At 69.6% G+C, this 23,080-nt stretch carries 25 protein-coding genes, 2 tRNA genes and 1 riboswitch; of the genes, 8 read left to right on the forward strand and 19 right to left on the reverse strand.

The genetic code is table 11. From position 1 onward, the window contains the following. On the forward strand, window positions 1-352 hold a 352-nt coding region (locus VED21_RS07050; protein WP_324881618.1), incomplete at its 5' end, for a DUF2852 domain-containing protein. A gap of 45 nt (window positions 353-397) precedes the next feature. Here the strand turns inward: VED21_RS07050 and hisC are convergent. The 5 genes from hisC to VED21_RS07075 form a co-directional block, all read right to left on the reverse strand. Next, window positions 398-1,483, reverse strand: coding sequence for a histidinol-phosphate transaminase (gene hisC, locus VED21_RS07055; protein ID WP_324881619.1), 1,086 nt, complete (start codon window positions 1,481-1,483; stop codon window positions 398-400). A gap of 117 nt (window positions 1,484-1,600) precedes the next feature. Next, on the reverse strand, window positions 1,601-2,383 hold the full coding sequence (locus tag VED21_RS07060; protein ID WP_324881620.1) for an amino acid ABC transporter ATP-binding protein: 783 nt from the start codon (window positions 2,381-2,383) through the stop codon (window positions 1,601-1,603). Window positions 2,384-2,406: 23 nt separating this feature from the next. Then, a complete protein-coding gene (locus VED21_RS07065) occupies window positions 2,407-3,519 on the reverse strand; it encodes an amino acid ABC transporter permease (protein WP_324881621.1) in 1,113 nt (370 codons plus the stop codon). Window positions 3,520-3,522: 3 nt separating this feature from the next. Further along, window positions 3,523-4,716 (reverse strand): amino acid ABC transporter permease, encoded by a 1,194-nt coding sequence (locus VED21_RS07070; protein WP_324881622.1) that lies wholly within the window; start codon window positions 4,714-4,716, stop codon window positions 3,523-3,525. Window positions 4,717-4,799: 83 nt separating this feature from the next. After that, window positions 4,800-5,822 carry an amino acid ABC transporter substrate-binding protein gene (locus tag VED21_RS07075; RefSeq protein ID WP_324881623.1) on the reverse strand — a complete coding sequence of 341 codons (1,023 nt, stop codon included), beginning with the start codon at window positions 5,820-5,822 and terminating at the stop codon, window positions 4,800-4,802. A 266-nt stretch (window positions 5,823-6,088) separates the two neighbouring features. On the opposite strand from VED21_RS07075, the gene metC reads away from it, so the two are divergent. Both metC and hisI read left to right on the forward strand, forming a co-directional pair. Further along, the gene (gene metC / locus VED21_RS07080; protein WP_324881624.1) at window positions 6,089-7,273 is read left to right on the forward strand and encodes a cystathionine beta-lyase; all 1,185 of its coding nucleotides are present in this window, start codon (window positions 6,089-6,091) and stop codon (window positions 7,271-7,273) included. Between the two features lie 12 nt (window positions 7,274-7,285). Beyond that, window positions 7,286-7,696, forward strand: a complete 411-nt coding sequence (gene hisI / locus VED21_RS07085; protein ID WP_324881625.1) for a phosphoribosyl-AMP cyclohydrolase — start codon at window positions 7,286-7,288, stop codon at window positions 7,694-7,696. A 478-nt stretch (window positions 7,697-8,174) separates the two neighbouring features. Here hisI and VED21_RS07090 read toward each other — a convergent pair whose 3' ends face one another. After that, window positions 8,175-8,420, reverse strand: a complete 246-nt coding sequence (locus tag VED21_RS07090; protein WP_324881626.1) for a DUF6460 domain-containing protein — start codon at window positions 8,418-8,420, stop codon at window positions 8,175-8,177. 152 nt (window positions 8,421-8,572) lie between these two features. Between VED21_RS07090 and VED21_RS07095 the strand changes: the two genes are divergently transcribed. Then, a complete protein-coding gene (locus VED21_RS07095; RefSeq protein ID WP_324881627.1) occupies window positions 8,573-8,758 on the forward strand; it encodes a hypothetical protein in 186 nt (61 codons plus the stop codon). Between the two features lie 264 nt (window positions 8,759-9,022). Here the strand turns inward: VED21_RS07095 and VED21_RS07100 are convergent. The 3 genes from VED21_RS07100 to VED21_RS07110 all read right to left on the reverse strand — a co-directional run bounded on the left by VED21_RS07100 (window position 9,023) and on the right by VED21_RS07110 (window position 9,556). Continuing rightward, window positions 9,023-9,099 (reverse strand) — tRNA-Arg (locus VED21_RS07100). Window positions 9,100-9,144: 45 nt separating this feature from the next. Continuing rightward, window positions 9,145-9,441: an ETC complex I subunit gene (locus VED21_RS07105; protein WP_324881628.1), complete on the reverse strand. Its 297-nt coding sequence runs from the start codon at window positions 9,439-9,441 to the stop codon at window positions 9,145-9,147. Between the two features lie 37 nt (window positions 9,442-9,478). Next, window positions 9,479-9,556 (reverse strand) — tRNA-Pro (locus VED21_RS07110). A 125-nt stretch (window positions 9,557-9,681) separates the two neighbouring features. Between VED21_RS07110 and VED21_RS07115 the strand changes: the two genes are divergently transcribed. Further along, window positions 9,682-10,593, forward strand: coding sequence for a glycosyltransferase family 2 protein (locus VED21_RS07115; protein ID WP_324881629.1), 912 nt, complete (start codon window positions 9,682-9,684; stop codon window positions 10,591-10,593). Between the two features lie 26 nt (window positions 10,594-10,619). On the opposite strand, the gene VED21_RS07120 is transcribed toward VED21_RS07115, so the two are convergent. From VED21_RS07120 to VED21_RS07165, 10 genes are all read right to left on the reverse strand, one after another. Continuing rightward, complete coding sequence (locus VED21_RS07120; protein WP_324881630.1) at window positions 10,620-11,360, reverse strand: class I SAM-dependent methyltransferase; 741 nt, start codon at window positions 11,358-11,360, stop codon at window positions 10,620-10,622. Window positions 11,361-11,362: 2 nt separating this feature from the next. After that, complete coding sequence (locus VED21_RS07125; protein ID WP_324881631.1) at window positions 11,363-12,730, reverse strand: flippase; 1,368 nt, start codon at window positions 12,728-12,730, stop codon at window positions 11,363-11,365. Window positions 12,731-12,784: 54 nt separating this feature from the next. Further along, on the reverse strand, window positions 12,785-13,825 hold the full coding sequence (locus VED21_RS07130; RefSeq protein WP_324881632.1) for a glycosyltransferase family 4 protein: 1,041 nt from the start codon (window positions 13,823-13,825) through the stop codon (window positions 12,785-12,787). Further along, window positions 13,822-15,054 (reverse strand): ABC transporter permease, encoded by a 1,233-nt coding sequence (locus VED21_RS07135; protein WP_324881633.1) that lies wholly within the window; start codon window positions 15,052-15,054, stop codon window positions 13,822-13,824. Before VED21_RS07135 ends, VED21_RS07130 begins: the two co-directional genes overlap by 4 nt. Then, complete coding sequence (locus VED21_RS07140) at window positions 15,051-15,764, reverse strand: ABC transporter ATP-binding protein (RefSeq protein ID WP_324881634.1); 714 nt, start codon at window positions 15,762-15,764, stop codon at window positions 15,051-15,053. Before VED21_RS07140 ends, VED21_RS07135 begins: the two co-directional genes overlap by 4 nt. Then, complete coding sequence (locus VED21_RS07145) at window positions 15,754-17,397, reverse strand: efflux RND transporter periplasmic adaptor subunit (protein ID WP_324881635.1); 1,644 nt, start codon at window positions 17,395-17,397, stop codon at window positions 15,754-15,756. Before VED21_RS07145 ends, VED21_RS07140 begins: the two co-directional genes overlap by 11 nt. Before the next feature lie 96 nt (window positions 17,398-17,493). Continuing rightward, the gene (locus VED21_RS07150; RefSeq protein WP_324881636.1) at window positions 17,494-17,964 is read right to left on the reverse strand and encodes a DUF192 domain-containing protein; all 471 of its coding nucleotides are present in this window, start codon (window positions 17,962-17,964) and stop codon (window positions 17,494-17,496) included. 103 nt (window positions 17,965-18,067) lie between these two features. Further along, entirely contained in the window at window positions 18,068-18,637 is a 570-nt protein-coding gene (locus tag VED21_RS07155) for a hypothetical protein (protein WP_324881637.1), read from the reverse strand. Then, window positions 18,634-19,254 carry a hypothetical protein gene (locus VED21_RS07160; protein ID WP_324881638.1) on the reverse strand — a complete coding sequence of 207 codons (621 nt, stop codon included), beginning with the start codon at window positions 19,252-19,254 and terminating at the stop codon, window positions 18,634-18,636. The genes VED21_RS07155 and VED21_RS07160 overlap by 4 nt, the downstream gene beginning before the upstream one ends. 152 nt (window positions 19,255-19,406) lie before the next feature. Continuing rightward, window positions 19,407-20,591 (reverse strand): acetoin utilization protein AcuC, encoded by a 1,185-nt coding sequence (locus VED21_RS07165; protein ID WP_324881639.1) that lies wholly within the window; start codon window positions 20,589-20,591, stop codon window positions 19,407-19,409. Window positions 20,592-20,761: 170 nt separating this feature from the next. Here VED21_RS07165 and VED21_RS07170 point away from each other — a divergent pair, with 170 nt between their 5' ends. The 3 genes from VED21_RS07170 (at window position 20,762) to VED21_RS07180 (ending at window position 23,079) form a co-directional block, all read left to right on the forward strand. Then, window positions 20,762-21,451, forward strand: a complete 690-nt coding sequence (locus tag VED21_RS07170) for a DUF1194 domain-containing protein (RefSeq protein WP_324881640.1) — start codon at window positions 20,762-20,764, stop codon at window positions 21,449-21,451. A gap of 6 nt (window positions 21,452-21,457) precedes the next feature. Continuing rightward, window positions 21,458-21,565, forward strand: a riboswitch (TPP riboswitch). Beyond that, window positions 21,557-22,318 (forward strand): ABC transporter ATP-binding protein, encoded by a 762-nt coding sequence (locus VED21_RS07175; protein ID WP_324881641.1) that lies wholly within the window; start codon window positions 21,557-21,559, stop codon window positions 22,316-22,318. It overlaps the preceding riboswitch by 9 nt. Next, window positions 22,315-23,079 carry an ABC transporter permease gene (locus tag VED21_RS07180; RefSeq protein ID WP_324881642.1) on the forward strand — a complete coding sequence of 255 codons (765 nt, stop codon included), beginning with the start codon at window positions 22,315-22,317 and terminating at the stop codon, window positions 23,077-23,079. Before VED21_RS07175 ends, VED21_RS07180 begins: the two co-directional genes overlap by 4 nt. Window position 23,080 lies beyond the last annotated feature (1 nt).

A 23,080-nucleotide genomic window follows, 5' to 3' on the forward strand; every position in this document is an offset into this window, starting at 1 on the left:
TTTCATCGTCTGGTGGCCGCTCGGGCTGGCGGCCCTGGCCTTTCTTCTGTGGAGCAAGAACATGATGTGCTGGAGCCACCGCGGCGCCGATCGCTGGCAGCGGAAGATGCGGCGTATGGAAGAGAAGATGCAGCACTTCTATGCCGGCCGTTCCGCCTTCGCGTCGAGCGGCAACCGCGCCTTCGACGAGTACCGCGAGGAGACGCTGCGCCGCCTCGAGGACGAGCAGCGCGAGTTCCACGACTTCCTGGACCGGCTGCGCGCCGCCAAGGACAAGGCGGAGTTCGACGATTTCATGGCGGAACGCCGCAACAACAAGCCGGCCGGTGAATCGCCCGCGCCGCAGGGTTGACGGCTTTGTCCCCTTCCCGCCGCCGTACGGGCGGCGGGAAGCCTCTTACGACAGGATCTCCGACAACGCCGCGACCAGCGCCCGGTTTTCGTCCTCGCGGCCGACGGTGATCCGCAGGCAATCGGCCATGCCGTAGTCGCCGACCGCCTTGACCACGATGTTGCGCCGGGCCAGATGCTCGACCACCTGTGCGACGCCCAGCGACGGGTCGGTCGGCACGCGGACCAGGATGAAGTTGCAAACGCTGGGGTACACGCGCAGGCCGAGCTGTTCCAACTCGTGCGTCAGCCAGGGCAGCCAAGCGTCGTTGTGGGCGTGGGTTGCCGTCTCGTGCTCGACGTCGCTCAGCGCCGCCGCCGCCGCCTCCTGCGCCGGCACGGACACGTTGAAGGCGCTGCGCACGAGGTTGAGCGAATCGATCACCGGCCGCGGGCCGTAGCCCCACCCCACGCGCAGCCCGGCCAAGCCATGCAGCTTGGAGAAGGTGCGCACCACCAGCACGTTGTCGCAGGTTTCCACCAGTTCGATGCCGTCGCCGTAGTTGTCGCGGCGGACATACTCGGCGTAGGCCGAATCGAGCACCAGCAGGGTGTGCGACGGCAGGCCGGCCCGCAGGCGCTGCACCGCCTCCAGAGGGATGTAGGTGCCGGTCGGATTGTTCGGGTTGGCGAGGTAGCAGACCTTCGTCCGCTCGCCGGCGCGATCGATCATGGCCTCGACATCCACCACCATGTCGCGCTCCTTGGCGATGATCGGGGTGGCGCCGGATACGCGGGCGGCCTTCAGGAATCCCTGGTAGCCGTTCTCGTGGCACAGCACCTCGTCGCCCGGACCGGCGTAGGTCAGGCAGACGAGCTGGATCAGGTCCTCCGACCCGGCGGCGCAGACGATGCGCTCGGCGTCCAGGTCGTAGCGGCGCGCCAGCGCATGGCGCAGCTTGTCCTGCCGGGAATCGGGATAGCGATGGATGCCCGTGGCGGCGTGGCGATAGGCGGTGAGTGCCTTCGGACTTGGTCCGAGCGGGTTGACGGTGAGCGACAGGTCGATCCACGCCCGTTCGTCTCCCGCCGGGCGGGCTGGACGGTACGGCTTGATCTGGCTGACACCGGACCGTGGCGACAACAACTCCATGGACACGCTCCGCGCTGCTTGGGCATTGGCCCTTGGTGGTATCGGGCCTTGCGGCACGGTGCGCCATTCAACCCGAATCCGCACCGGGCTGCAATCACCACTGGTCCGATGCGCGGGTCAATGGTTCAGGATCTGGCTGAGGAACAGGCGCGTGCGGTCGGAGCGCGGGTTGGTGAAGAACTCGTCGGGGGTGTTCTGCTCGACGATCTCGCCGCGGTCCATGAAGATCACGCGGTCGGCCACCGACTTGGCGAAGCCCATCTCGTGCGTCACGCACAGCATGGTCATGCCGGATTCGGCGAGGCCGATCATGACGTCCAGCACCTCCTTGACCATCTCGGGGTCCAGCGCCGAGGTCGGTTCGTCGAACAGCATGATCTTGGGGTTCATGCACAGCGACCGCGCGATGGCGACGCGCTGCTGCTGGCCGCCGGACAGCTGGCCAGGGTACTTTTTGGCCTGTTCGGCGATCTGCACCCGCTTCAGGTACGTCATGGCCATCTCTTCGGCCTCGGCCTTGGGCTTCTTGCGCACCCAGATCGGCGCCAGCGTGCAGTTCTCCAGCACCGTCAGGTGCGGGAACAGGTTGAAGTGCTGAAACACCATGCCGACCTCGCGGCGCACCAGTTCGATGTTCTTCAGGTTGCCGGTCAGCTCGATGCCGTCGATGACGATGCGGCCCTTCTGGTGCTCCTCCAGCCGGTTCAGGCAGCGGATCAGCGTCGACTTGCCCGATCCCGACGGGCCGCAGATGACGATCCGCTCGCCGCGGCGGACCGACAAGTGGATGTCCTTCAGGACGTGGAACTCGCCGTACCACTTGTGCACGCCGGTGCACTGGATGATGTCCTCGCCCTCGGCGTAGGCGTGCGGCTGAGCGGTGTTCTGGGTGACGGTCATGCCCAATCTCCTAGCGAAGGCTTCTAGCGGCGGCGGGAACGGTTGAGGTCGCGTTCCAGCCGCTGGCTGTACTTCGACATGAAGAAGCAGAAGGCCCAGTAGATCAGGCCGATGAACAGGTACGCCTCGCGGTAGAAGCCGCGCCATGCCGGATCGGTCAGCGACGCCTTGGCCGTGCCGAGCAGGTCGTAGAGACCGATGATGATGACCAGCGAGGTGTCCTTGAAGAAGCTGATGAAGGTGTTCACCAGCGGCGGGATGGAGATGGCGATCGCCTGCGGCAGGATGATCTTGCCCATCTTCTGCCAGTAGCTGAGGCCCAGGCCGTCCGCCGCCTCGTACTGCCCCTTCGGGATCGCCTGCAGGCCGCCGCGGATGGCTTCCGCCATGTAGGCGGCGGCGAACATGATGAAGGCGATCTGCGCGCGCAGCAGCTTGTCGATGCTGACACCCGTCGGCAGGAACAGCGGGAACATCACCGACGCCATGAACAGCAGGCTGACCAGCGGCACGCCGCGGATCAGCTCGATGTAGGCGACGGACAGCGCGCGGATCGCCGGCATGTTCGAACGCCGGCCCAGCGCCAGCAGGATCGACATCGGGAACGCCACCGCCAGCCCGATCACCGACAGGATGATGGTCAGCGGCAACCCGCCCCAGAAGGAGTTCTCGACGTAGGTCAGGCCGAGCACGCCACCCCACATCAGCACGCCGACCAGCGCCAGCCCCGCCACCCACACCAGCGGGAACCACGCCCGCCAGAACCGGCGGTCGCAGCTCGCGGCCAGCAGCAGGATGACGACCATGATCGCCGCCAGGGGGCGCCACTGCTCGTTGTAGGGGTAGGTGCCGAACAGGATGAAGCGCAGCTTCTCGCTGACGAACGCCCAGCAGGCCCCGGCGCCCGGCGCCCGGCATTCCTGCGGCGTGGCGCCGAACCCCTGGGCCTTGACGAAGGCCCAGCTGACGAAGGGCGGGATCATCTGGAACAGCAGCCAGACGATGAGGATCGTCAGCAGGCCGTTGAACCAGGTGTTGAACAGGTTGGCCCGGATCCAGGCGAGCGGCCCGACCACCGAGGACGGCGGCCGCTCGTCCGGCAGGCTCACGGTGCTGTTGTGCACGTCACCCGTCATGGCCTAGCGCTCCACCAGCGCGATGCGCTTGTTGTACCAGTTCATGAACAGCGAGATGGTCAGGCTGATCGACAGGTAGGTGCCCATGATGATGGCCACGCCCTCGATCGCCTGGCCCGTCTGGTTGATCGCCGTGTTGGCGATGGAGACCAGATCCGGGTAGCCGATGGCCAGCGCCAGCGAGCTGTTCTTGGTCAGGTTCAGGTACTGGCTGGTCAGCGGCGGCACGATCACGCGCAGGGCCTGCGGCAGCACCACGAGGCGCAGCGTGCGCCCCTGCGGCAGGCCGAGTGCCCGCGCCGCCTCCGTCTGTCCCCAGTTCACGGCCAGGATTCCGCCGCGCACCACCTCGGCGATGAAGGCGGCGGTGTAGACGACGAGGCCGATGAGGATGGCGAAGAACTCCGGCGACAGCACCATGCCGCCGCGGAAGTTGAAGCCCTGCAGCACCGGCACGTCGAGCGCCGTGGGCGCGCCGCCCGCCACGTAGGCGATCAGCGGCAGGCCGAGGATCAGGCCCACCCCCACCAAGCCCTTGGGAAACGGCTGGCCGGTGCGGTCCTGCCGCGCCTTGGCCCAGCGGGCCACGCCCCAGGCCGCGACGATTCCGATCAGCAGCGCGATGCCCATGGTGCTCCACACCGGGTCGGGCATGGGCGTGGGGAACCACACGCCGCGCTGCGACAGGAACACGCCGGGGATCGGGTTGAGCGCCTGCCGCACCGGCGGCATGCTTTCGGTGATCAGCGCGTACCAGAAGAACAGCTGCAGCAGCGGCGGTATGTTGCGCACCGTCTCGACGTAGACGCCGGCCATGCGGGCGACCAGCCAGTTGCTGGACAGCCGGGCGATGCCCACCACCGTGCCCAGCAGCGTGGCCAGGATGACGCCAATGAACGACACCTTCAGCGTGTTCAGCACGCCGACCAGCAGCGCGCGGCCGTAGTCGTCGCGCGGAGAATAGTCGATCAGGTGCTCGCTGATGCCGAACGACGCCTCGCGCCCCAGGAAGCCGAAGCCCGTGGCGATGGCGCGCCGCGACAGGTTGTCGAGCGTGTTCGAGATGAGATACCAGCCGAGCGCGACCACGGCACCGATCACCAGGATCTGGTAGACCGTCGCGCGGACCGTCGGATCGTTCAGGGAAAATGAGATTGCGGCGCGTTCGCGCCGGTCGTCCCTGGTTTCGCTGGCCACGGCCCCCTCCGCTCTGCCGTCATGGGACGAGATGGCCGCCCGCGCTGCCGGAGCAGGCGGGCGGCCGTGCCGTCAGGACGCGCTTACCGGAAGGGGGCGGCGTACTGCAGGCCGCCCTGCGTCCACAGCGCGTTCAGGCCGCGCTCCAGCTTCAGCGGGGTGTTCTTGCCCACGTTCTTCTCGAAGATCTCGCCGTAGTTGCCAACCTTCTTGACGACGTTGTAGGCCCACTTCTCGTCGACACCCAGTGCGGCACCCATGCCGGGGGTCACGCCCAGCAGGCGCAGCACGTCGGGATCCTTGCTCTTCAGGAACTCATCGATGTTCTTGGAGGTGATGCCCTTCTCCTCGGCCTGGATGGTGGCGTAGACCGTCCACTTGACGATGTCGAACCACTGGTCGTCGCCGTGGCGCACGGCGGGGGCCAGCGGCTCCTTGGAGATCAGCTCGGGCAGGATGACGTGGTCTTCCGGATTCGGCGCCACCGAGGCGCGCGTGCCGGCAAGGCCGGAGGCGTCGGTGGTGTACACGTCGCAGCGGCCGGCGAAGTAGGCGGCGTTCACCTCGTCGATCGATTCGATGACGACGGGGTTAAAGCTCATGCCGTTGGCGCGGAAGTAGTCGGCGAGGTTCAGCTCCGTCGTCGTGCCGGACTGCACGCACACCGTGGCGCCGTTCAGCTCCTTGGCGCTCTTCACGCCGAGCTTCTTGGGCACCATGAAGCCCTGGCCGTCATAATAGGTGACCGGAGCGAAGTTCAGGCCGACCGAGGTGTCGCGGGTCAGCGTCCACGTGGTGTTGCGCGACAGCAGGTCGACCTCGCCCGACTGCACGGCCGGGAAGCGCTGCTGCGCGGACAGCGGCGTGAACTTGACCTTGGACGGGTCGCCGAACAGCGTCACCGCGACGGCGCGGCAGAAATCGACGTCCAGGCCGGTCCAGTTGCCGGCGCTGTCCGGGCTGCCGAAGCCGGCGAGGCCCGAGTTCACGCCGCACTGCACGAATCCGCGCGCCTTGATGGCGTCCAGCGTCGCGCCCGCCTGGGCGCCGCCGGCGGCGACAAGGGTCATGGCCGCCGCAGCCGCGGCGAAGAATCCCGCTTTCATTGTGTACTCCACCCTGTTCGTGGCCGTCTTATGATTCGATCTTGTATGCCCATGCGGCACACCATGCGGTATGACCACACGCGCGTGTCACAGAGTGTATCAGCGGCATTTGCTTTGTCGAATCCTCCGTGTTCCGATCCGATGGTTAATCCATTGTGTTCATGGGCTTACGACGCCGTGATTCCGGGTGGCCCCGGCGGCGCCCGCCTGCCAAGATGCTCCGCCCCTCCGCGCCACCAGATGGCCGAAACGACACCGGGATCCCCATGAAGGACCTCACGCACGCCAAGCCGGACACCATCGTCACCCACGCCGGGCGCGATCCGTTCGCCAACTTCGGCATCGTCAATCCGCCCGTCTACCACGCCTCCACCGTCCTGTTCCCGACGCTGGAGGCGCTGGAGGACAGCGACCGCCATCCCTTCGAGGGCGTGCATTACGGCCGCATGGGCACGCCGACCTCCTACGCCTTCGAAGAGGCGGTGGCCGCGCTGGAGGGCGGGGACAAGGCGGTGAACACCGCGTCGGGCCTCGCCGCCATCGCCACGGCGCTGACCGCCTTCACCAAGGCCGGCGACCACGTGCTGGTCACCGACAGCGCCTATGCGCCGACACGCCGGCTGTGCAACGAGGTGCTGGCCGGCTACGGCGTGGAGACCGAGTACTTCGACCCGCTGATCGGCGCCGACATCGCGCGGCTGATCCGGCCGAACACCTCGGTGGTCTTCCTCGAATCGCCGGGCTCGCTGACCTTCGAAATGCAGGACGTGCCGGCCATGGCCGCCGTCGCCAAGGCGGCCGGCGCCACGGTTCTGATGGACAACACGTGGGCCACCCCGCTCTTCTTCAAGCCGTTCGAGCACGGGGTGGACGTGTCGATCCACGCCGCGACCAAGTACCTGGTCGGCCACGCCGACGCCATGCTGGGCGTGCTGGTGTGCAACGAGGCGAGCTGGATCCCGGTCAAGCGCAACGCCGTGCGATTCGGCACCTGCGCCGGGCCGGACGATCTCTACCTGGGCCTGCGCGGCCTGCGCACCCTGTCCGTGCGCCTGAAGCGCCATCAGGAGACGGGCCTGATGCTGGCCGACTGGCTGTCGCGCCAGCCGGAGGTGGCGCGCGTGCTGCACCCGGCCCGGCCCGACCATCCCGGCCACGCCCTGTGGAAGCGCGACTTCACCGGCGCCAGCGGGCTGTTCTCGATCGTGCTGAAGCCGGTGGAGAAGCCGGCACTGGCCGCCATGCTCGACCACATGGAGCTGTTCGGCATGGGGTACAGCTGGGGCGGGTTCGAGAGCCTGATCCTGCCGACCAACCCGGCCGCCATCCGCACCGCCACCAAATGGAACGAGCCCGGCCGCCTCGTGCGCATCCACGCCGGCCTGGAAGACCCCGACGATTTGATCAAGGACCTGGAGGCCGGGTTCCGGCGCCTCCGCTCCGCCGCCTGAGGACCTGTTCGTATGACCGATTATGCCAAGATCCTGGACGCCATCCGCTTCAACGCCGACGGGCTGGTGCCGGCCATCGCCCAGCAGGAGGGCAGCGGCGAGGTTTTGATGATGGCCTGGATGAACCGGGACGCCGTCGTGGAGACGCTGAGCACCGGGCGCGTGTGCTACTGGTCGCGGTCGCGCGGCGGCCTGTGGCGCAAGGGCGAGACGTCCGGCCAAGTGCAGCGCCTGAAGGAGTTCCGCATCGACTGCGACGGCGACACGCTGCTGCTGGTCGTCGACCAGGACGGTGTCGCCTGCCACACCGGCCGGCGGAGCTGCTTCTACCGTACAGCGCGTGACGGCGAGCTGGTGACGGTTTTGGACGTGTTGCGCAGCCCCGAATCGCTCTATGGTGGCAAGAATGACACGCAGACCTAGCCTATGCTGCACCGCCACGGTGAATTGATCTATGTCAACGTAGGCACTCCAACGTTCGGGTTAGAACGTTGGCTGTCTCTAACCCTCCCTGTAATCGCCTATGCCGGAGGTTCCATTCGGAACCTCCGGCTTTTTTTCGTGCGTGGTAGGACCACTTTGTGTGGCGCAACGAACGCAGCGGGGCGATTTCAAGCAAGTTTCTTCGTTTTGATGCAGATCAAGGTTGCCATGTATGCCGATCAGCTATATGACACCTCGTCTCTAACCCTCCCTGTATTGACTACACCGGAGCCTCCGAAAAGGGGCTCCGGTTTTTTTTCGTTTCGGGCCATATCGTCAGCTTTGCCAACAGACGAAATCTTGACCTGGATCAAGGAGTGGAGGGAGCGTTGAGGCGTACAAACAAATCGTCTCTAACCCTCCCTGTTTTTGAGTCTCGGGAGGCTCCGGAAACGGAGTCTCCCAATTTTTTTTGCTTTTAGGGTCTCGGGCGGCGGCTGCGCGTCCAGCGGGCGAGCGCGCCCAGCGCCGCGACGGGCACGACGATGATGGCGCCGGTCAGGATGTAGGGCAGCGCCCAGCGTACGATGCCCATGAAGAACTCCACCACGTCCCCCAGGGTCGACCACGTGTCGGTCAGGATCCGGGCCGGGTTGATGTCGAACGCGGACAGCGCGAATCCGACCAGAAAACTCGCGATTACGACCTTGACGATCCAATCCAATGGACCACCTCCCTTGGAATTCCGGGGCACGGCGGCGTGTTCACGGTAGAACGGCCGGTGCCGACGGCGGTTCCGCTCGAGCTTACCGGCCTCGGCGGTGCCCTGCCAACGGCAGCCGCGCACCGGCGGACCCACACGCGAAGGAGTGGGACATGGAAGAGCGACACGACTTATGGGCGGTGGCCGGGCTGCTGCTGGGCCGCTATGGACCGCAGGCGGGCGCCAAGGCCGAAGCCAACGCCGCCAAGGCCGAACGCGACGGCGACGACGAGGCGCACGCCATCTGGACGGACACCGTGCACGCGCTCGACGGACAGGACGGTGTTGGCCGGGCGTAGAGGATGGCAGGCCGGCGCAGTTATCCCCAGAATCTGTGGATAACTCTGTGGACCCGGACGCAATGACGCCACGTCGCACAGCCGCATTTGCGCCTGCCCAAAAATTGGGCTGCGCGGATTTTCCATAGTTTCTGCCGCTTTCGGCGTATTCGATATGCGTCCGTATAGGTCGAGCGGCAATTCTGCCGCATATCCAGGCGGAGTGCCTCGCCGTGGATAACTCCGTTCGCGCACGCGCGGAAGGGTGCCGCCCCGGGCCGGGAGTGGCGCGCCCTGCTGGATTCGAACCAGCGACCTACCGCTTAGAAGGCGGTTGCTCTATCCACCTGAGCTAAGGGCGCCCTGCCCGCGGGAACGGGAGCGCACCGGCCTTGAATGGTTGCGCGTCAGAAGCGCGGCCGGTCCATCCGGAAATTGTCGGCGTAGTTGCGCGGACGCACGCGGCGCACCGGGGCGTCCTGCACGGTGTATTCCCATCCCTTGCGCTCGGCGAAGGCGATGGCGTCCTCCTTCGAATCGAAGCGCAGCTTCACCTGATTGAGCGTGTCGCCCGAGCTGATCCAACCCATCAGCGGCTCCGGCCGGCGGGGCGTCTCAAGCTCGTACTCCAGCTGCCACGACTGCGTCTTGGCACGCCCGGACTGCATGGCCGTCTTGCTCGGCTGATAGATCCGGACCTTCATGGCGCTGCTGCTCCTTCTTCCTACGCTTCATGTACGGTGGTCGGGGCGCCCGGATTCGAACCGGGGGCCTCCAGTACCCAAAACTGGCGCGCTGACCAGACTGCGCTACGCCCCGTCGCCGTGCTGTCAGATACACGAACCACGACGCCACGGCAAGGTGAAGCGGTGCCTTTCGGCCGGGTCACCTCCTTTGCCGCACCCGCGCTTGACGCGGTGCGGTCCGACCGATAGACGGGCCGCATGTCCCAGCCGTCGCCTTTCCCCGACAACGCGGTCGCCGCGGTGGTCGTCACCCACCATCCGGACGCGACGGTGGCGCGCACGCTGGCGGCGGCGCTGGAGCAGGCGCACTGGCTGGTGGTGGTTGACAACGCCTCCGCCGTAGAGCGGCTGGCGCCGGTGGAGGACGCCGTGCGGGCGGCGGGAACGCGCGCCGAGTTGCTGCGCAACGCCGGGAACCTGGGGATCGCCGCCGCACAGAATCAGGGGATCACCCGCGCCCGTGCGCTGGGCGCCCGCCACGTGCTGCTGCTGGACCAGGACAGCGTGGCGCAGCCGGGCATGGTCGCCGCCCTCCTGGACGCACTGGATTCGGGTGAGCGGGTCGGCATGGCCGTGCCGGTCACCGCCGACGACGGACAGAGGAAGCCGACTCGTTTCCTGGTCTCCGCCGATGGCCGCCGCGCGGCGGCGCAGGCGCCGGAGCGGCCGGTGCTGCACCACCTGCTGTACGCCATCGCGTCGGGCAGCCTGATCCCCATGGCCGTCCTGGACGAGGTCGGGCCGATGCGGGAAGACTTCTTCATCGACTTCGTCGACGTCGAGTTCGGCCTGCGCCTGCGCCGCGCCGGCTGGGACATCGTCGCCGCGCGCGAGGCCCGCCTGCGGCACCGGCTGGGCGCCTACGAGGAGCGCCGGCTGCTCGGCCGGGCCGTGCCGGTGACGCACCACAGCGCCAAGCGGCGCTACACGCAATACCGCAACCGCGTGCGCACGCTGCGCCTCTACGGCGGCACCCTGCCCGCTTTCCTGCGGGCCGAGTTGCCGGCGATCGCCGTGGACCTGCTGCGTCTCGTGCTGTTCGAGCGCGGCCGGCCGGCCAAGATCGCGGCCACCGTGCGGGGCGCGCTCGCCGGGCTGTTCGGCCGCTGATCAGGTGGGGTGATCAGGCGGGGTGATCAGGCCGGGTCGCCGCGGAAGCTCCACCGCACGGCGCCGCCGGAGGGCGCGCGCACGGCGCGCAGGATGAAGCCGTGCGTCAGCAGGTGGCGCGCCCGGCCCAGCGTCAGCCGGTCGGCCAGCCGCGTCCGCCGCCCCGGTTCCAGGCCCAGCAGGACGCCGCGGTCCACCACCAGCCCGCCGGCCTGCAGCAGGTCCACCGCGGTGTCGCGCACGAAGAAGCGCAGGTGCGTGCGATCCAGGATTCCCCAGTCCGCGTAGCGCCAGCGGTTCCCCAGCGCGAGTCCGAGCGACACGGAGAAATGCGCCACGTTGGGCAGCGAGGCGATCAGCGCGCCATCGGGCGCCAGCAGCCGCGTCAGCCGCCGCACGGCATCCCATGGGTCGGGCAGATGCTCCAGGACATCGAGCGCCATGACGAGGTCGAGCGAGCCGGGCGCGATCGCGACGCCGCCCGTCTCCTGCCCCGTCTCCAGGTCCATGCGGGTGAGGTCGCCGACCACCAGCCGGTCGACGCGGCCGCGCGCGGCGTCGGCCGCCGCCGGCTCGATCTCCACGCCGATGGTCTCCTCCGCACCGCGCTCCGCCTTCAGCCACGCCAGGGTGGCGCCGGTGCCGCAGCCGATCTCCAGCACCCGCCGCGTGCGCGCCGGCAGCAGCGGTGCCACGTCGCGGCGCACTTGGTCGTGGTAGGCGGTGCTGCCGAAGCCGCCCAAGACATCGCCCGCGTTGCCGTCCATGCTCATCTCCACATCATCGTCAGGACGGCGACATACGCAACCGCGGCTACGCCGCACAGGACGGCCAACGTGCGCACCGCTTCTGTCCGGCCGGTCAGGCGGCCGGCCATCACCAGGATCACCGCCAGGTCGCCGCCGGTGCGCAGCGTCCAAGCCACCGCAGCGCCCAGGATGCCGTATTCCCCGGCCAGCAGGTACAAGGCACCCAGGTACAGCGGCATCTCGGCCGCGTGCAGCTTCGCCGTCAGGTCGGCGCGGCCCATCCCCTGGATGACGGCGAAGGGCACGTAGGCGACGGCGTTGAAGAACACCCCCAGCACCAGCACCGACAGAACCGGCGCCGCCTGATCCGCGAACGCGGATCCCAACCACAGCGACAGCCCCCAGTGCCCGGCCAGCGGCACCGCCAGCAGCACCGGCAGGAACACGCCGGCCACTGCCGTGCCGCCGCGCTCCACGAAGGAGGCCAGACGCTCCGGCCGGCCGCGATCGGCGGAGGCTGTGGGGAACAGGGCGCCGGCCAGGGCGGCCGGCACGAACAGCAGGCGGCTGACCAGTTCGAACGGCGTCGTGTAGTACGCCACCGCCGCCAGCGGCACCAGGGAGGCAAGAACGAAACGGTCGGCGTAGATCATCACCGGGCCGACGACGTTGCTGACCGTCATCCAGCCGCCGGTGACCAGCACATGGCGCAGCGATTCGCCGCGCCGGCCGATTCCGGCGAACAACCCCGGCGTCACCCGCGCCGCGAGCGTCATGTAAGCGGCCATCCCGGCGGCGCGGCCCAGCGCGATGGCGGCGATCACGGCGATCAGGCTTTCGGTGAAGGGCAGGACGAACAGCGGGCTGAGGTAGTTCAGCACCCCCACCGGCACCTTCACGGCGTTGGACAGGTCGAAGCGGTGCAGCCCTTCCAGGATGCCGCGGAAACCGCCGGTGAGCAGGGCGGTGGGCACGATCAGGGCGACGAGGCGCAGCGCCGTGGCGATCTCCTCCCCCCCGACGCCGTCGGCGTGCACGACGTTGTGCGCCAGCCAGTCGGACGCAAGCCACACCGCCACCCCGGCCGACGCGCCCAGCGCGCCCATCAGCAGCAGCGGCGGCCACACCTCGGCCGGCAGGTCGGCGTCGCGGCCCTGCCCCGTCAGTTCGGCGATGCGCTGCGTCAGCGCCCGGCCCATGCCGAAGTCCAGCAGCGTCAGGTAGCCCAGCAGCGCCCAGGTGAGTGTCAGCGCGCCGAAACGCTCCAGCCCGATGTGCTGGATCAGCAGCGGGATGGACAGCACCGCCGCGGCCAGCGGCATGCCCTCACCCAGCAGGTTCCAGCCGGTGTTGCGCAGGAGGCGCGAGCGAAGGGCGGCGGCGATCAAGGACGGAGGCTTCCGAAGGTCAGGGCGGCGCGCATACTGCCACCGGCGGCGGCGTTACGCCACGCCGCGCAGCAGGCCCGCCAAGCGGGGCGCCAGCGCGTCCACCGCATAATGCTCCTCGATCACCGCGCGGCCCCGCCGGCCCATGGCGGCGGCGCGGCCGGGATCGGCCAGCAGCGACGAGAGCGCCTCCACCCACCCGTCCGTCGAATCGGCGGCGAAGCCGGCGTCGCCGTGGGCCAGGATGTCGACGTTCATGCCGACCGGCGACACCACGGCGGGACGGCCGGCGCACAGGTACTGGAGCATCTTGAAGCCGCACTTGCCGCGCTCCCACAGGCTGTCGGCCAGCGGCATGAGCCCGACGTTGAGATGGGCGAAGAAGCCGGCCTCGGCCGCCGGCGACCAGGGAACGAAATCGACGCGCTCCGCCGGCAGGCGGTGGAAGGCGGGGGGCAAGTCGGCGCACACCGCCAGCCGCGCGTGCGGGAACCGGTCGAACACCACGGCCAGCGCGTCCTCGACGCCCTCCAGGTAGCGCAGGTTGCCCGACGTGCCTATCCAGCCGATGACGGCGCTCCCGGCCGGATAGGGTGTGGCCGGGAGCGCCGCCGTGTCCACCGCCGTGGGCAGCACGGCGACGTTGGCGTTCCACGCCGCGTAGACATCGGCCAGCCAGAAGTTGCCGCACACCACGAGGTCGCAGGCGCGGGCCAGCCGCTCGGCCGTGCGGCCCTCGCGGAACAGGTGGATGGCGTCGTCGACGTCCAGCACGCGCGGGCGGCCGGTCCAGCCCTCCAGCGTCACCAGGGTCGACAGCAGCTCGCGCTGCAGCAGCGTCACGTCGGCGCGGTGGCTGCAGGCGACCGCCGGCAGGCGCTGCACCAGGGACGCGGCGGCCCAGGCCGGGCGCAGCCAGCGGTCGCGCGGCGGGTAGGCGCCGAGCGGCGCCGGGCGCTCGTCGACGCTCACGCCCAGCCCGGCCAGGGCGGGAATGTACTGGCGCACGCGGAAGCGCGCGGCGGGCACGGTGGCGCCGCCGGTGAAGGCCATGACGCGCAGTGGCTTAGGCAGGGGGGGCCTGGAAACGTTCATTCGTGCCTCAGCGCCTCGATGGGGTTGAGTTGCGAGGCGCGCCGCGCCGGGTAGAGGCCGAAGAAGACGCCGACCATGCCGCTGACGCTGACCGACAGGATGACGGCGTCCAGGCTGATCAGCACAGGCCAGCCGGCGGCCCGCGCCACCATCAGCGCCACCCCGGCGCCCAGCACCACGCCCACCCCGGCGCCGATGACCGACAGAGTCGTCGATTCGATGAGGAACTGCATGAGGATGTCGCGCCGCTTCGCCCCCACGGCCAGCCGCAGCCCGATCTCCCGCGTCCGTTCGGTGACGGAGACCAGCATGATGTTCATGATGCCGATGCCGCCCACCAGAAGCGACACCGCCGCCACCGCAGCCAGCAGGAAGGACAGCGCGCGGGACGAGGCGTCGCGCGTCGCCGCCACCTCGCTCAGGTCGCGCATCCAGAAATCGTCGTCCTGCCCCTCCACCAGGCGGTGGCGCTGGCGCAGCAGGTCCTTGATCTGGCGCTGCGCCTCGGGCACGTCGTAGCCTTCGCGCACCTTCACCGCCATGGCGTGGATGAAGCGCGGGTTGGCCTTCGCCATGCCGGGAATGTTGCGCTTGGCGGTGCTGAGCGGCACGAAGACCACGTCGTCCATGTCCTGGCCACTGCTGTTCTGGCCCTTGGCGGCCAGCACGCCGATCACGGTGACGGGCGTGGACAGCAGCCGCACCGTCTGCCCCACCGGGTCGCCGCCGCCGAACAGCTTCTCCACCACCGTGTGGCCCAGCAGGATGACCTTGTTGTTCTGCGCCACGTCCTGGTCGGAGAGGCCGCGCCCCGCCGCCACGGTCCAGGTGCGGGCGTCCAGATAATCGGGCGTCACGCCGAACAGGGTCGTGTTCCAGTTCTGGTTGCCGGCCACCACCTGCAGGCCCCAGCGCACGTAGGGGGCGGCGATCTCGGCCTCCGGGATCTCGGCGGTGATGGCGATGGCGTCGTCCTCGGTCAGCGAGGCGGCGGTGCCGGCGCCCAGCCGCAGGCCGCCGCGCGCCACGCTGCCCTGCCCGACCAGCAGCAGATTGGTGCCCAGGCTGGAGATCTGCTGGAGCACCTGGTTGCGCGCGCCCGACCCGACGGCGACCATGGCGATCACCGCCGCCACGCCGATGACGATGCCCAACATGGTGAGCGAGGTGCGCAGCAGGTTGGCGCGCAACGCGTCCAGCGCGGTGCGGATGGCGTCCAGCGCGTTCATGGGACAGCCTCCTGCGGTGCCTGCACCCGGTCCTCCACCACCCGCCCGTCGAGGAAGGAGAGCACGCGGCCGGCGTAGCGCGCCACGTCCGGCTCGTGCGTCACCAGCACGATGGTGATGCCGGCGCGGTTGAGCTGCTGGAACAGCGCCATGATCTCCCGCGTGGTGCGGGTGTCCAGCGCGCCGGTCGGCTCGTCGGCCAGCAGAAGCGGCGGCCGGTTGACCAGCGCGCGGGCAATGGCGACGCGCTGCTGCTGGCCGCCGGACAGTTGTGTGGGCCGGTGGTGGGCGCGTTCGGCCAGGCCGACGGCGGCCAGCGCCTCCGTGGCGCGTTCGGCGCGGGCGGCGCGGTCCAGCCCGGCGTAGACCATCGGCAGCTCGACGTTCGCCAGCGCTGTGGCGCGCGGCAGCAGGTTGAAGGACTGGAAGACGAAGCCGATCTTGCCGTTGCGCACCTCGGCCAGGGCGTCAGGGTCGAGGCCGCTGACCTCCTCCCCGTCCAGCCAGTAGCGGCCGGCGTCCGGCCGGTCCAGGCAGCCGAGCACGTTCATGAAGGTCGACTTGCCCGACCCCGACGGGCCCATGACGGCGACGAAGCTGCCGCGCTCCACGACGACGCCGACATCGGCCAGCGCCGGCACCCGGTGCGGACCCATGACGTAGGTCCGGCACAGCCCTTCGGTGCGGATGAGCGGCGCCTCAGAAGGCAAGGCGCGGTCCCCGGTTCGCGGCGGCCTGGGAGTTCATGCCGACGATCACCTCCTGCCCCGGCGCCAGCCCGCCGCCGACCACCTCGGTGAAGCTGCCGTCGCTGATGCCGGCGCGGACCTGCACCGCCTGCGGCTGGCCGTCGGCGCCGACGACCCACACCGTGCGCGGGGTCACCACCGTCTTCGTGGTGCCGCCGTTCTTCAGCGCATCGAAGCGCGCGCGCTGGTCGGTGTCGAGAACGGCGGCGATGCCCTCCTCGACCGAGCGGCGGATCTCGCGCGCCTCGGCGCGCCGCCGCTCGGCGTCGCCGTCGCGGGAGCCGAGTGCGGTGAAGCGCTCGCGCGCCTGCGCCAGGATCCGGTCGATCTGGGTGCGCTGCTTGTCGTCGAGCGTCAGTTCGCCGTCGAGCCGGCGCACCATCGCCTCCACCGACGCGGCCCCCCGCCCGGCGCCGATGGCCGGCGCCACGGTGACCGGTGCCGCGGCCGTGTCGGCCGGTGCCGCCGTGCCCATCGGGCGGAAGCGCAGGGCGGCGTTCGGCACCTTCACGGCGTTCGCCCGCTCATCCACCGCGACGCGCAGGTTGGTGGTCATGCCGGGCAGCAGGCGCAGTTCGGCGTTCTCGACCGTGATGGCCACGATGTAGGTGACGACATTCTGCTGCGTCTCCGGCGCCAGCCGCACCTCGGCCACGGTGCCGTGGAACGTCTCGCCGGGGTAGGCGCCCACGGTGAAGCTGGCCGACAGACCTTCGCGCACGCGGCCGATGTCGGCCTCGTCGATGTTGGCCAGCACCCGCATCTGCCGCAGGTCCTGGGCGATGTTGAACAGCTTGGGCGCCTGCAGGCTGGCCGCCACGGTCTGGCCGACGTTCACCTGCCGGTCCACCACAACCCCGTCGATGGGCGAGCGGATGACCGAGCGGTCGATGTCCACCTGCACCAGCTGCATGGCGGCGGTCCGCTGCAGCACGTTGGCGCGCGCCACCTCCACCTGCGCCAGGGCGATGCGGGCGGACGCCTCGGCGGACGCCACGGCGGCTTCCGCCTGCTGGCGTTGCGCCTGGGCGGAGGTCATCTGCGCGCGGGCGGTGCGGAAGGCGGTCTGCGCCTTTTCCAGGTCAGCGGCGGCGACGACCCCGCGGCCGCGCAGGTCCTCCCGCCGGGCGAGGTCGCGCTCGGCCTCCTGCATCGCCAGTTCGGCGCGCAGCACGGCGGCCACGGTGTTGGCGACGTTGGCGCGCGCGCTGGCGACGTCGGCCTGCGACTTCTCCAGCTGCGCCTGCTGCACGTTGAACGTCGCCTGTGACGCCTCAAGATCGGCCTGGGCCGACGCGAGGCGGGCCTTCAGCTGCGTGTCGTCGAGGTTGGCGAGCACCTGCCCGACCTTGACCGCGCTGTTGAAGTCGGCGTGCACCTGGGCGATCTGGCCGGAGAGCTGGGAGCTGACCTCCACCGTCACCACGGCGTTCAGCGTCCCGGTCGCGGTGATGGCGCTGACCAGCGGCCCCTGTTCGACCTTGGCGGTGCGGTAGCTGGGTGCTGCCTCCGCCCGGTCCAGGTACAGGTAGCCGGCGACCGCCGCCACGGCCAGAAGCACCAGCACCAGCAAGGTCGCAAGACGCCGAATCATCCGATGGCTCCAGGGGGCTCCGGGGCGAATCCCCTGATCGTAAACGTCGCAAATACGGCAACGGTGCGGCAAAGGCGCTGGGGGGCGCCTACGGCGCTATTTGGCGGTGCCGAGAGTGGAGTGCGCCACCCGGTCGCCGGGGCGTATGCCCAGGCGCTTGCTCATGCCGCCGTTGATCTCCAGGATGCCCTTGACCGGCCCGGCCGAGCGGATCCCCTCCAGCGAGTGCGGCACGGCGTTTTCGTGGATGTTGACGATGCGGCCGTCGGCGCCGATGAAGATCATGTCCAGCGGAATCAGCGTGTTCTTCATCCAGAAGGTCGCCGGCTGCGGCCGGTCGTAGAGGAACAGCATGCCGGCGTCCGGCTTCATCGTCTCGCGGAACATCAGGCCCTGCGCCTGCTGCGCCGGGGTGTAGGCCAGTTCCACGTCGAAGCGGAAGCGCCCGCCGCCCGCCGTCTCGACGGTGAGCGAGGACCGCTCGAAGGTCTCCAGCGCCGTGGCGGCGCCCGCCGCCAGCAGCAGGCCCAGGCACAGCAGCGCGCCTTGCAGAATCCGTCCGATCATCGGGGTTGCGTTCTCTCAAAACAGGGTCGGCCAAAACAGGGTCGGCATCGCCGGAAACCATGCCGTCCGGACGGTGCGCTGTCCAGGGCGCAAATGCCGGCAATCAGGACGAGGCCGCCGCCGCAGCCGCGGCCGGCGGGCGGGAGGAGGGGTACAGCTCGTCCCGAACCGGTCCCACAGACTTGATGGAATAGCCCGGACGGGCGTTGAAGCGGCGCTGCGCGCGCTCCGCCGCGTCGCGGTCGCTTTCCGCCCACACCAGATAGTCGCGTCCCGCCGCCCATTCGGCGGCCAGCGGGTGGTTGGCGTCGACCTCGCGGATCTGCGTGTTGACGACGGTGACCAGCCATTCCTTGTCGCCGTTGTTGCGGCGGTCGGACAGGATGAGGAGGCGCGGACGGCGCTGCGCCTGCGCCTCGGCCAGCTTCACCTGCACCTCGGACTGCTTGCGGCGGGATTCGATCAGCGCGTTGGTGATCTCGTCGATCTCCTTGGCCAGCTTTTCTTCCTCGCGCTGCAGCTTGGCCATCGTCGCCTCGATCTTGCCGATCGATTCCTTGGCCCCGCGCACCCGCGTGCGGGAGGCGGCGACCGTCGCCTCGACCGACAGCAGCACGTTGCCCAGCCATGCGGCCAGCGCGATGATGACGAGGATGATCAGGAAGTTGATCATCCGGCCGCCGCCTTCTTGCGGGCCGCTGGCGGCGCACCGGCCGCCGCCGCCTTGGCCTTGGCGTCGGCCTGCGCCTTCTCGGCGGCGACCGCCTGCTTCTGGAAGCTCTTCTGGAAGCCCAGCTTGAAGGGGAAGGCCGTCTCGACCAGCTGCTTGGCCTCCTCGTAGCTGCCGGCCCACACCTCGGCGACGTTGGTGTAGCGCCAGATGGGGTTGACCGCCGCACGGTCGCCGCTGAGGCGCGCCTGGGCCGAGGCCTTCTCCTGCTGGATGTTGACCAGGAATGGCGTGGTGCCGGCCGACGGCTCCCCCACCTCGTGCACGAACAGCGGCGGCTGGTCGGCCAGATCGGTGATGGTCTTCTCCATCTTGCGGATGTCGCTGTCGACGCGGTGCTTTTCGGAGGAGACCTGGTTGCGCCGCGCCACCAGCGCGTTCACGCGGTCCTGCAGGTCGTGCGCCTCGGAATGCAGGACGTAGATGCGGTTTTCCAGCTGGTCCAGGCCGGCGCTGCGTTCCATGAAACCGGGGAGGAAATCCTTCATGATCGCGGCGAGCGGCAACGCCGCCAGCATGATCGCGCCGATGGCGATGAGCAGCAGGGTCGTATTCGACATGCGCTCCCGTGCCTTTCCCCCAATCGCACCCGCGGCCGCCCTCAATGCCCCCCGGCCCGCGCGCACCATCGTTGAGAATCACTCATTCCACATGCAACGTCAACGATTTGTCGGGGCTTTTGCTAGGCTTTTCGGCGAGTATTGTCGCGCGATCAACCGCCGTTGATCATCGTCGGGGAATACTTCGGCATCGGCGTGAAAGGAAATGGGTCAAGCGCCAGCTCGACCACGCGGCGTACGCCGTCCCGCACAGGCCCCTCGCGCGGCGCGTCGGCCAGCGTGGTGAACCAGTGCCGGGGCGGGTTGCGGCCGGCGGCGCGGTTCCAGGTCAGGGCACCCAGCACCGCCTCGGCCTGCGGCGTCGGCGGCACGGCCGGGTCGATGCCGTTCAGCACGGCCCAGATGCCGGCCCAGGCCCGCCCGACGGACCACGGGTTGTAGCCGCCGCCGCCCACCACCATTGTTTGCGGCGCCAGTGGGGCAAGCGCAGCCACCGCATCCCACAGGGCGCGGTTGGACAGCTCCAGCCTGCTCAGCGGATCCTCGGCCAGCGCGTCGGCGCCGGTCTGGAGCACCAGCACCTCCGGCGCGAAATCGCGGGTCAGCGGCACCAGCGCGTGTTCGACCACATAGGCCAGTTCGCTGTCGTTGAACCCCGGCGGCACCGGCAGGTTGCGCACCATCCGGCCGGCGCGTTCCTCCGCCTTGCCCGTGAAGGGCCAGCGGCCATCCTCGTGCACGGAGATGGTGAGCACGCGGTCATCGTCGGCGAACGCCTCCTCCACCCCGTCGCCGTGGTGGGCGTCGAGGTCGATATAGCACACCCGCCCGAACCCCGCGTCCAGCAGCTCCAGGATCGCCAGGACCGGCGCGTTGAAGTAGCAGAAGCCGGATGCCCGTGCCGGCCGGGCGTGGTGCGTGCCGGCGGCCGGGCTGTAGACCGTGCGGTGCCCGTCGATGATCAGGCGCGCCGCCAGCACGCCGGCCCCTGCGCCCGTGGCCGGGCGGCGGTACATCTCCGGAAAGATGGGATTCTCCAGCCGGCCCAGGTTGTGGCGCGCCGCCGTCTCGGGATCGACCCTCTGTTCGGCTTCCGCCCGCGCCAGGGCGGCGATGTAGTCGGGGTCGTGGAAGCGGGCGAGCTGACGCGGCGTGGCCGGCGGGCTGTCGACGTAGACGGAGTCCGGCAGCCAGCCCATGGCCCGGCACAGGTCGATGACGGTCGAGACCCGCGGCACCGACAGCGGGTGCTTCGGTCCATAGCTGGACCCGCGGTAGACGTCGCTGCCGATGAACAGGGGGCGTGCGGAATCGCACGGGGAAATGGATGGGGGCATGGGTGGAAGAGGTGGCGCACGGTCGCGCTCGCGTCAATGTCCGCCCCTTGCGTCCGCCCCTTGCCGAACGGCGTTCCAGTCCCTTCTTCTTGGAAATGGCGACACGACCGCTGGCCGTCCTGCTGCTTGTCCTCGCACTCGGCCTCGCCGGCCGGGCCTGGGGGGCAGGCATGCCCGTGGACCTGGAACTCGTGCTCGCCGTCGACGTCTCCGGCAGCGTCGACGAGGAGGAGGGGCAGCTCCAGCGCCTGGGCTATGTCGAGGCGTTCCAGAACCCCAAGATCGCCAACGCCATCCGCTCGGGCCCGTACGGGCGCATCGCCGTCACCTACGTGGAATGGGCGGGCGAGCACTACCAGCGCACGGTGGTGGACTGGATGGTGCTGGACGGCGCCGGGGCACCGAAGGCCTTCGCCGACACGCTGGCGATGAAGCCCATCGGGCGGGAACGCTGGACCTCCATCAGCGCCGCCATCGAGTACTGCGTTCCGCGTTTCGACGACAACGGCTTCGACGGCACGCGCAAGGTGATCGACATCTCCGGCGACGGGCCGAACAACAATGGCCCACCCATCGAATGGTCGCGTGACGCGGCACTGGCGCATGGCATCACCATCAACGGCCTGCCCATCGTCAACGACCGCCCCAACCCCTGGGGCGGCGAGGCGCCGCGCGATTTGGATTCCTACTACCGCAACCGCGTGATCGGCGGGCCCGGCGCCTTCATCGTCGTGGCGCAGGACTTCGGCGCCTTCGCCGAGGCCATCCTGAACAAGCTGCTGCTGGAGATCGCCGGCAAGCCGGACGAGACGACCCGCCACGCGTTCGCGGCTTGCCCCGGCTGCGGCGACTTGCCATAGTTCGGCATCTTCACTGGGGGGAGCCGGTCGGCGGCTGAGAGGTCCCACACGCGGGACGACCCCTGGAACCTGATCCGGCTCGTACCGGCGTAGGGACCAGTGAGCATGCATGACATCGTCCGGCCGGGCAGCGTCCCGGCCCCGCTTTCCGTTTCCATCGATGCCGCCCGCCTGACCTACGACGGCGTCCCGCTGTTCGCCGGCGTGAACCTGCGCCTGGAGCCGGCCGCCATCACCTGCCTGCTCGGCCCCAGCGGCGTCGGCAAGACCACCCTGCTGCGCATGATCGCCGGCCTTGCGGAGCCCGAGCCACCGACCACCGTCGCGGCCGGCGACGGGCTGCCGCTGCAGGGGCGCATCGCCTACATGGCGCAGCAGGACCTGCTGCTGCCCTGGCTGGACGCGCTGGACAACGTGCTGCTTGGCGCCCGCCTGCGCGGCGAGCGCCGTTCGGCCGCGCTGGTGACCCGCGCCCTCGACCTGCTGGCCCGCGTCGGGCTGGAGGGGCGCGAGCACGACCGCCCGGCCGCGCTGTCCGGCGGCCAGCGCCAGCGCGTGGCGCTGGCCCGCACGCTGATGGAGGACCGGCCGCTGGTCCTGATGGACGAGCCCTTCTCGGCGCTCGACGCCATCACGCGGCTGCGCCTGCAGGAACTGGCGGCGGAGCTGCTGGCCGGCCGCACGGCGCTGCTGGTCACGCACGACCCGCTGGAGGCGCTGCGCCTCGGCCATCGCGTGCACGTGATGACCGGCAGCCCGGCCACCATAGGCCCGGCCCTGGAACCACCCGGCCCGCCGCCCCGCGCCGTCGACGATCCGGCCGTGCTGTCGATGCAGGCGGAGCTGCTGCGGAGGCTGGCGTCGTGAACCGCCTGTTCCGCGCTTCGGTCACCCTCGCCGTGCTGCTCGCCGCGTGGCAGGCGCTGGTCTGGGCCACCGACGTGCCGCGCTATATCCTGCCGGGGCCGCTGCTGGTGGCGGGCGCCCTGCAGCGCCACGCGCCGCTGCTGCTCCAGCACGGGCTGACGACGCTGGGGGAGATCCTGAGCGGCCTCGTGCTCGGCGTGGCGCTGGGCACCGGCAGCGCGCTGGTGCTGGCCAGCGTGCGCACGGCGCGGCGCTGGCTGATGCCGCTGCTGGTGGTCAGCCAGGCGATCCCGGTGTTCGCGCTGGCCCCGCTGCTGGTGCTGTGGCTGGGCTACGGCATGGCGTCGAAGGTCGCCATGGCGACGCTGGTCATCTATTTCCCGGTCACCACCGCGCTGTTCGACGGGCTGCGGCGGACGGAGCCGGGCTGGCTCGACCTCGCCCGCACCATGGGGGCGTCCAGGGCATCGGCGCTGTGGCACCTGCGCCTGCCGGCGGCGTTGCCGGCGCTGGCGTCCGGCGTGCGCGTCGCCACCGCAGTGGCACCCATCGGCGCCGTGATCGGCGAGTGGGTGGGGTCCTCCGCCGGGCTCGGCTACCTGATGCTGCACGCCAACGCCCGCATGCAGGTGGACCTGCTGTTCGCCGCGCTGTTCGTTCTCGGCGCCTTCGCCGTCACGCTCTACGCCGCCGTCGACACCCTGCTGCGCCGGGCCCTGCCCTGGCAGCCGGACACCCATGCCTTCGAAGAAAGGGACTGAA

This window comes from Azospirillum sp. (assembly GCF_035627195.1).
Classification (GTDB): Bacteria; Pseudomonadota; Alphaproteobacteria; order Azospirillales; family Azospirillaceae; genus Azospirillum.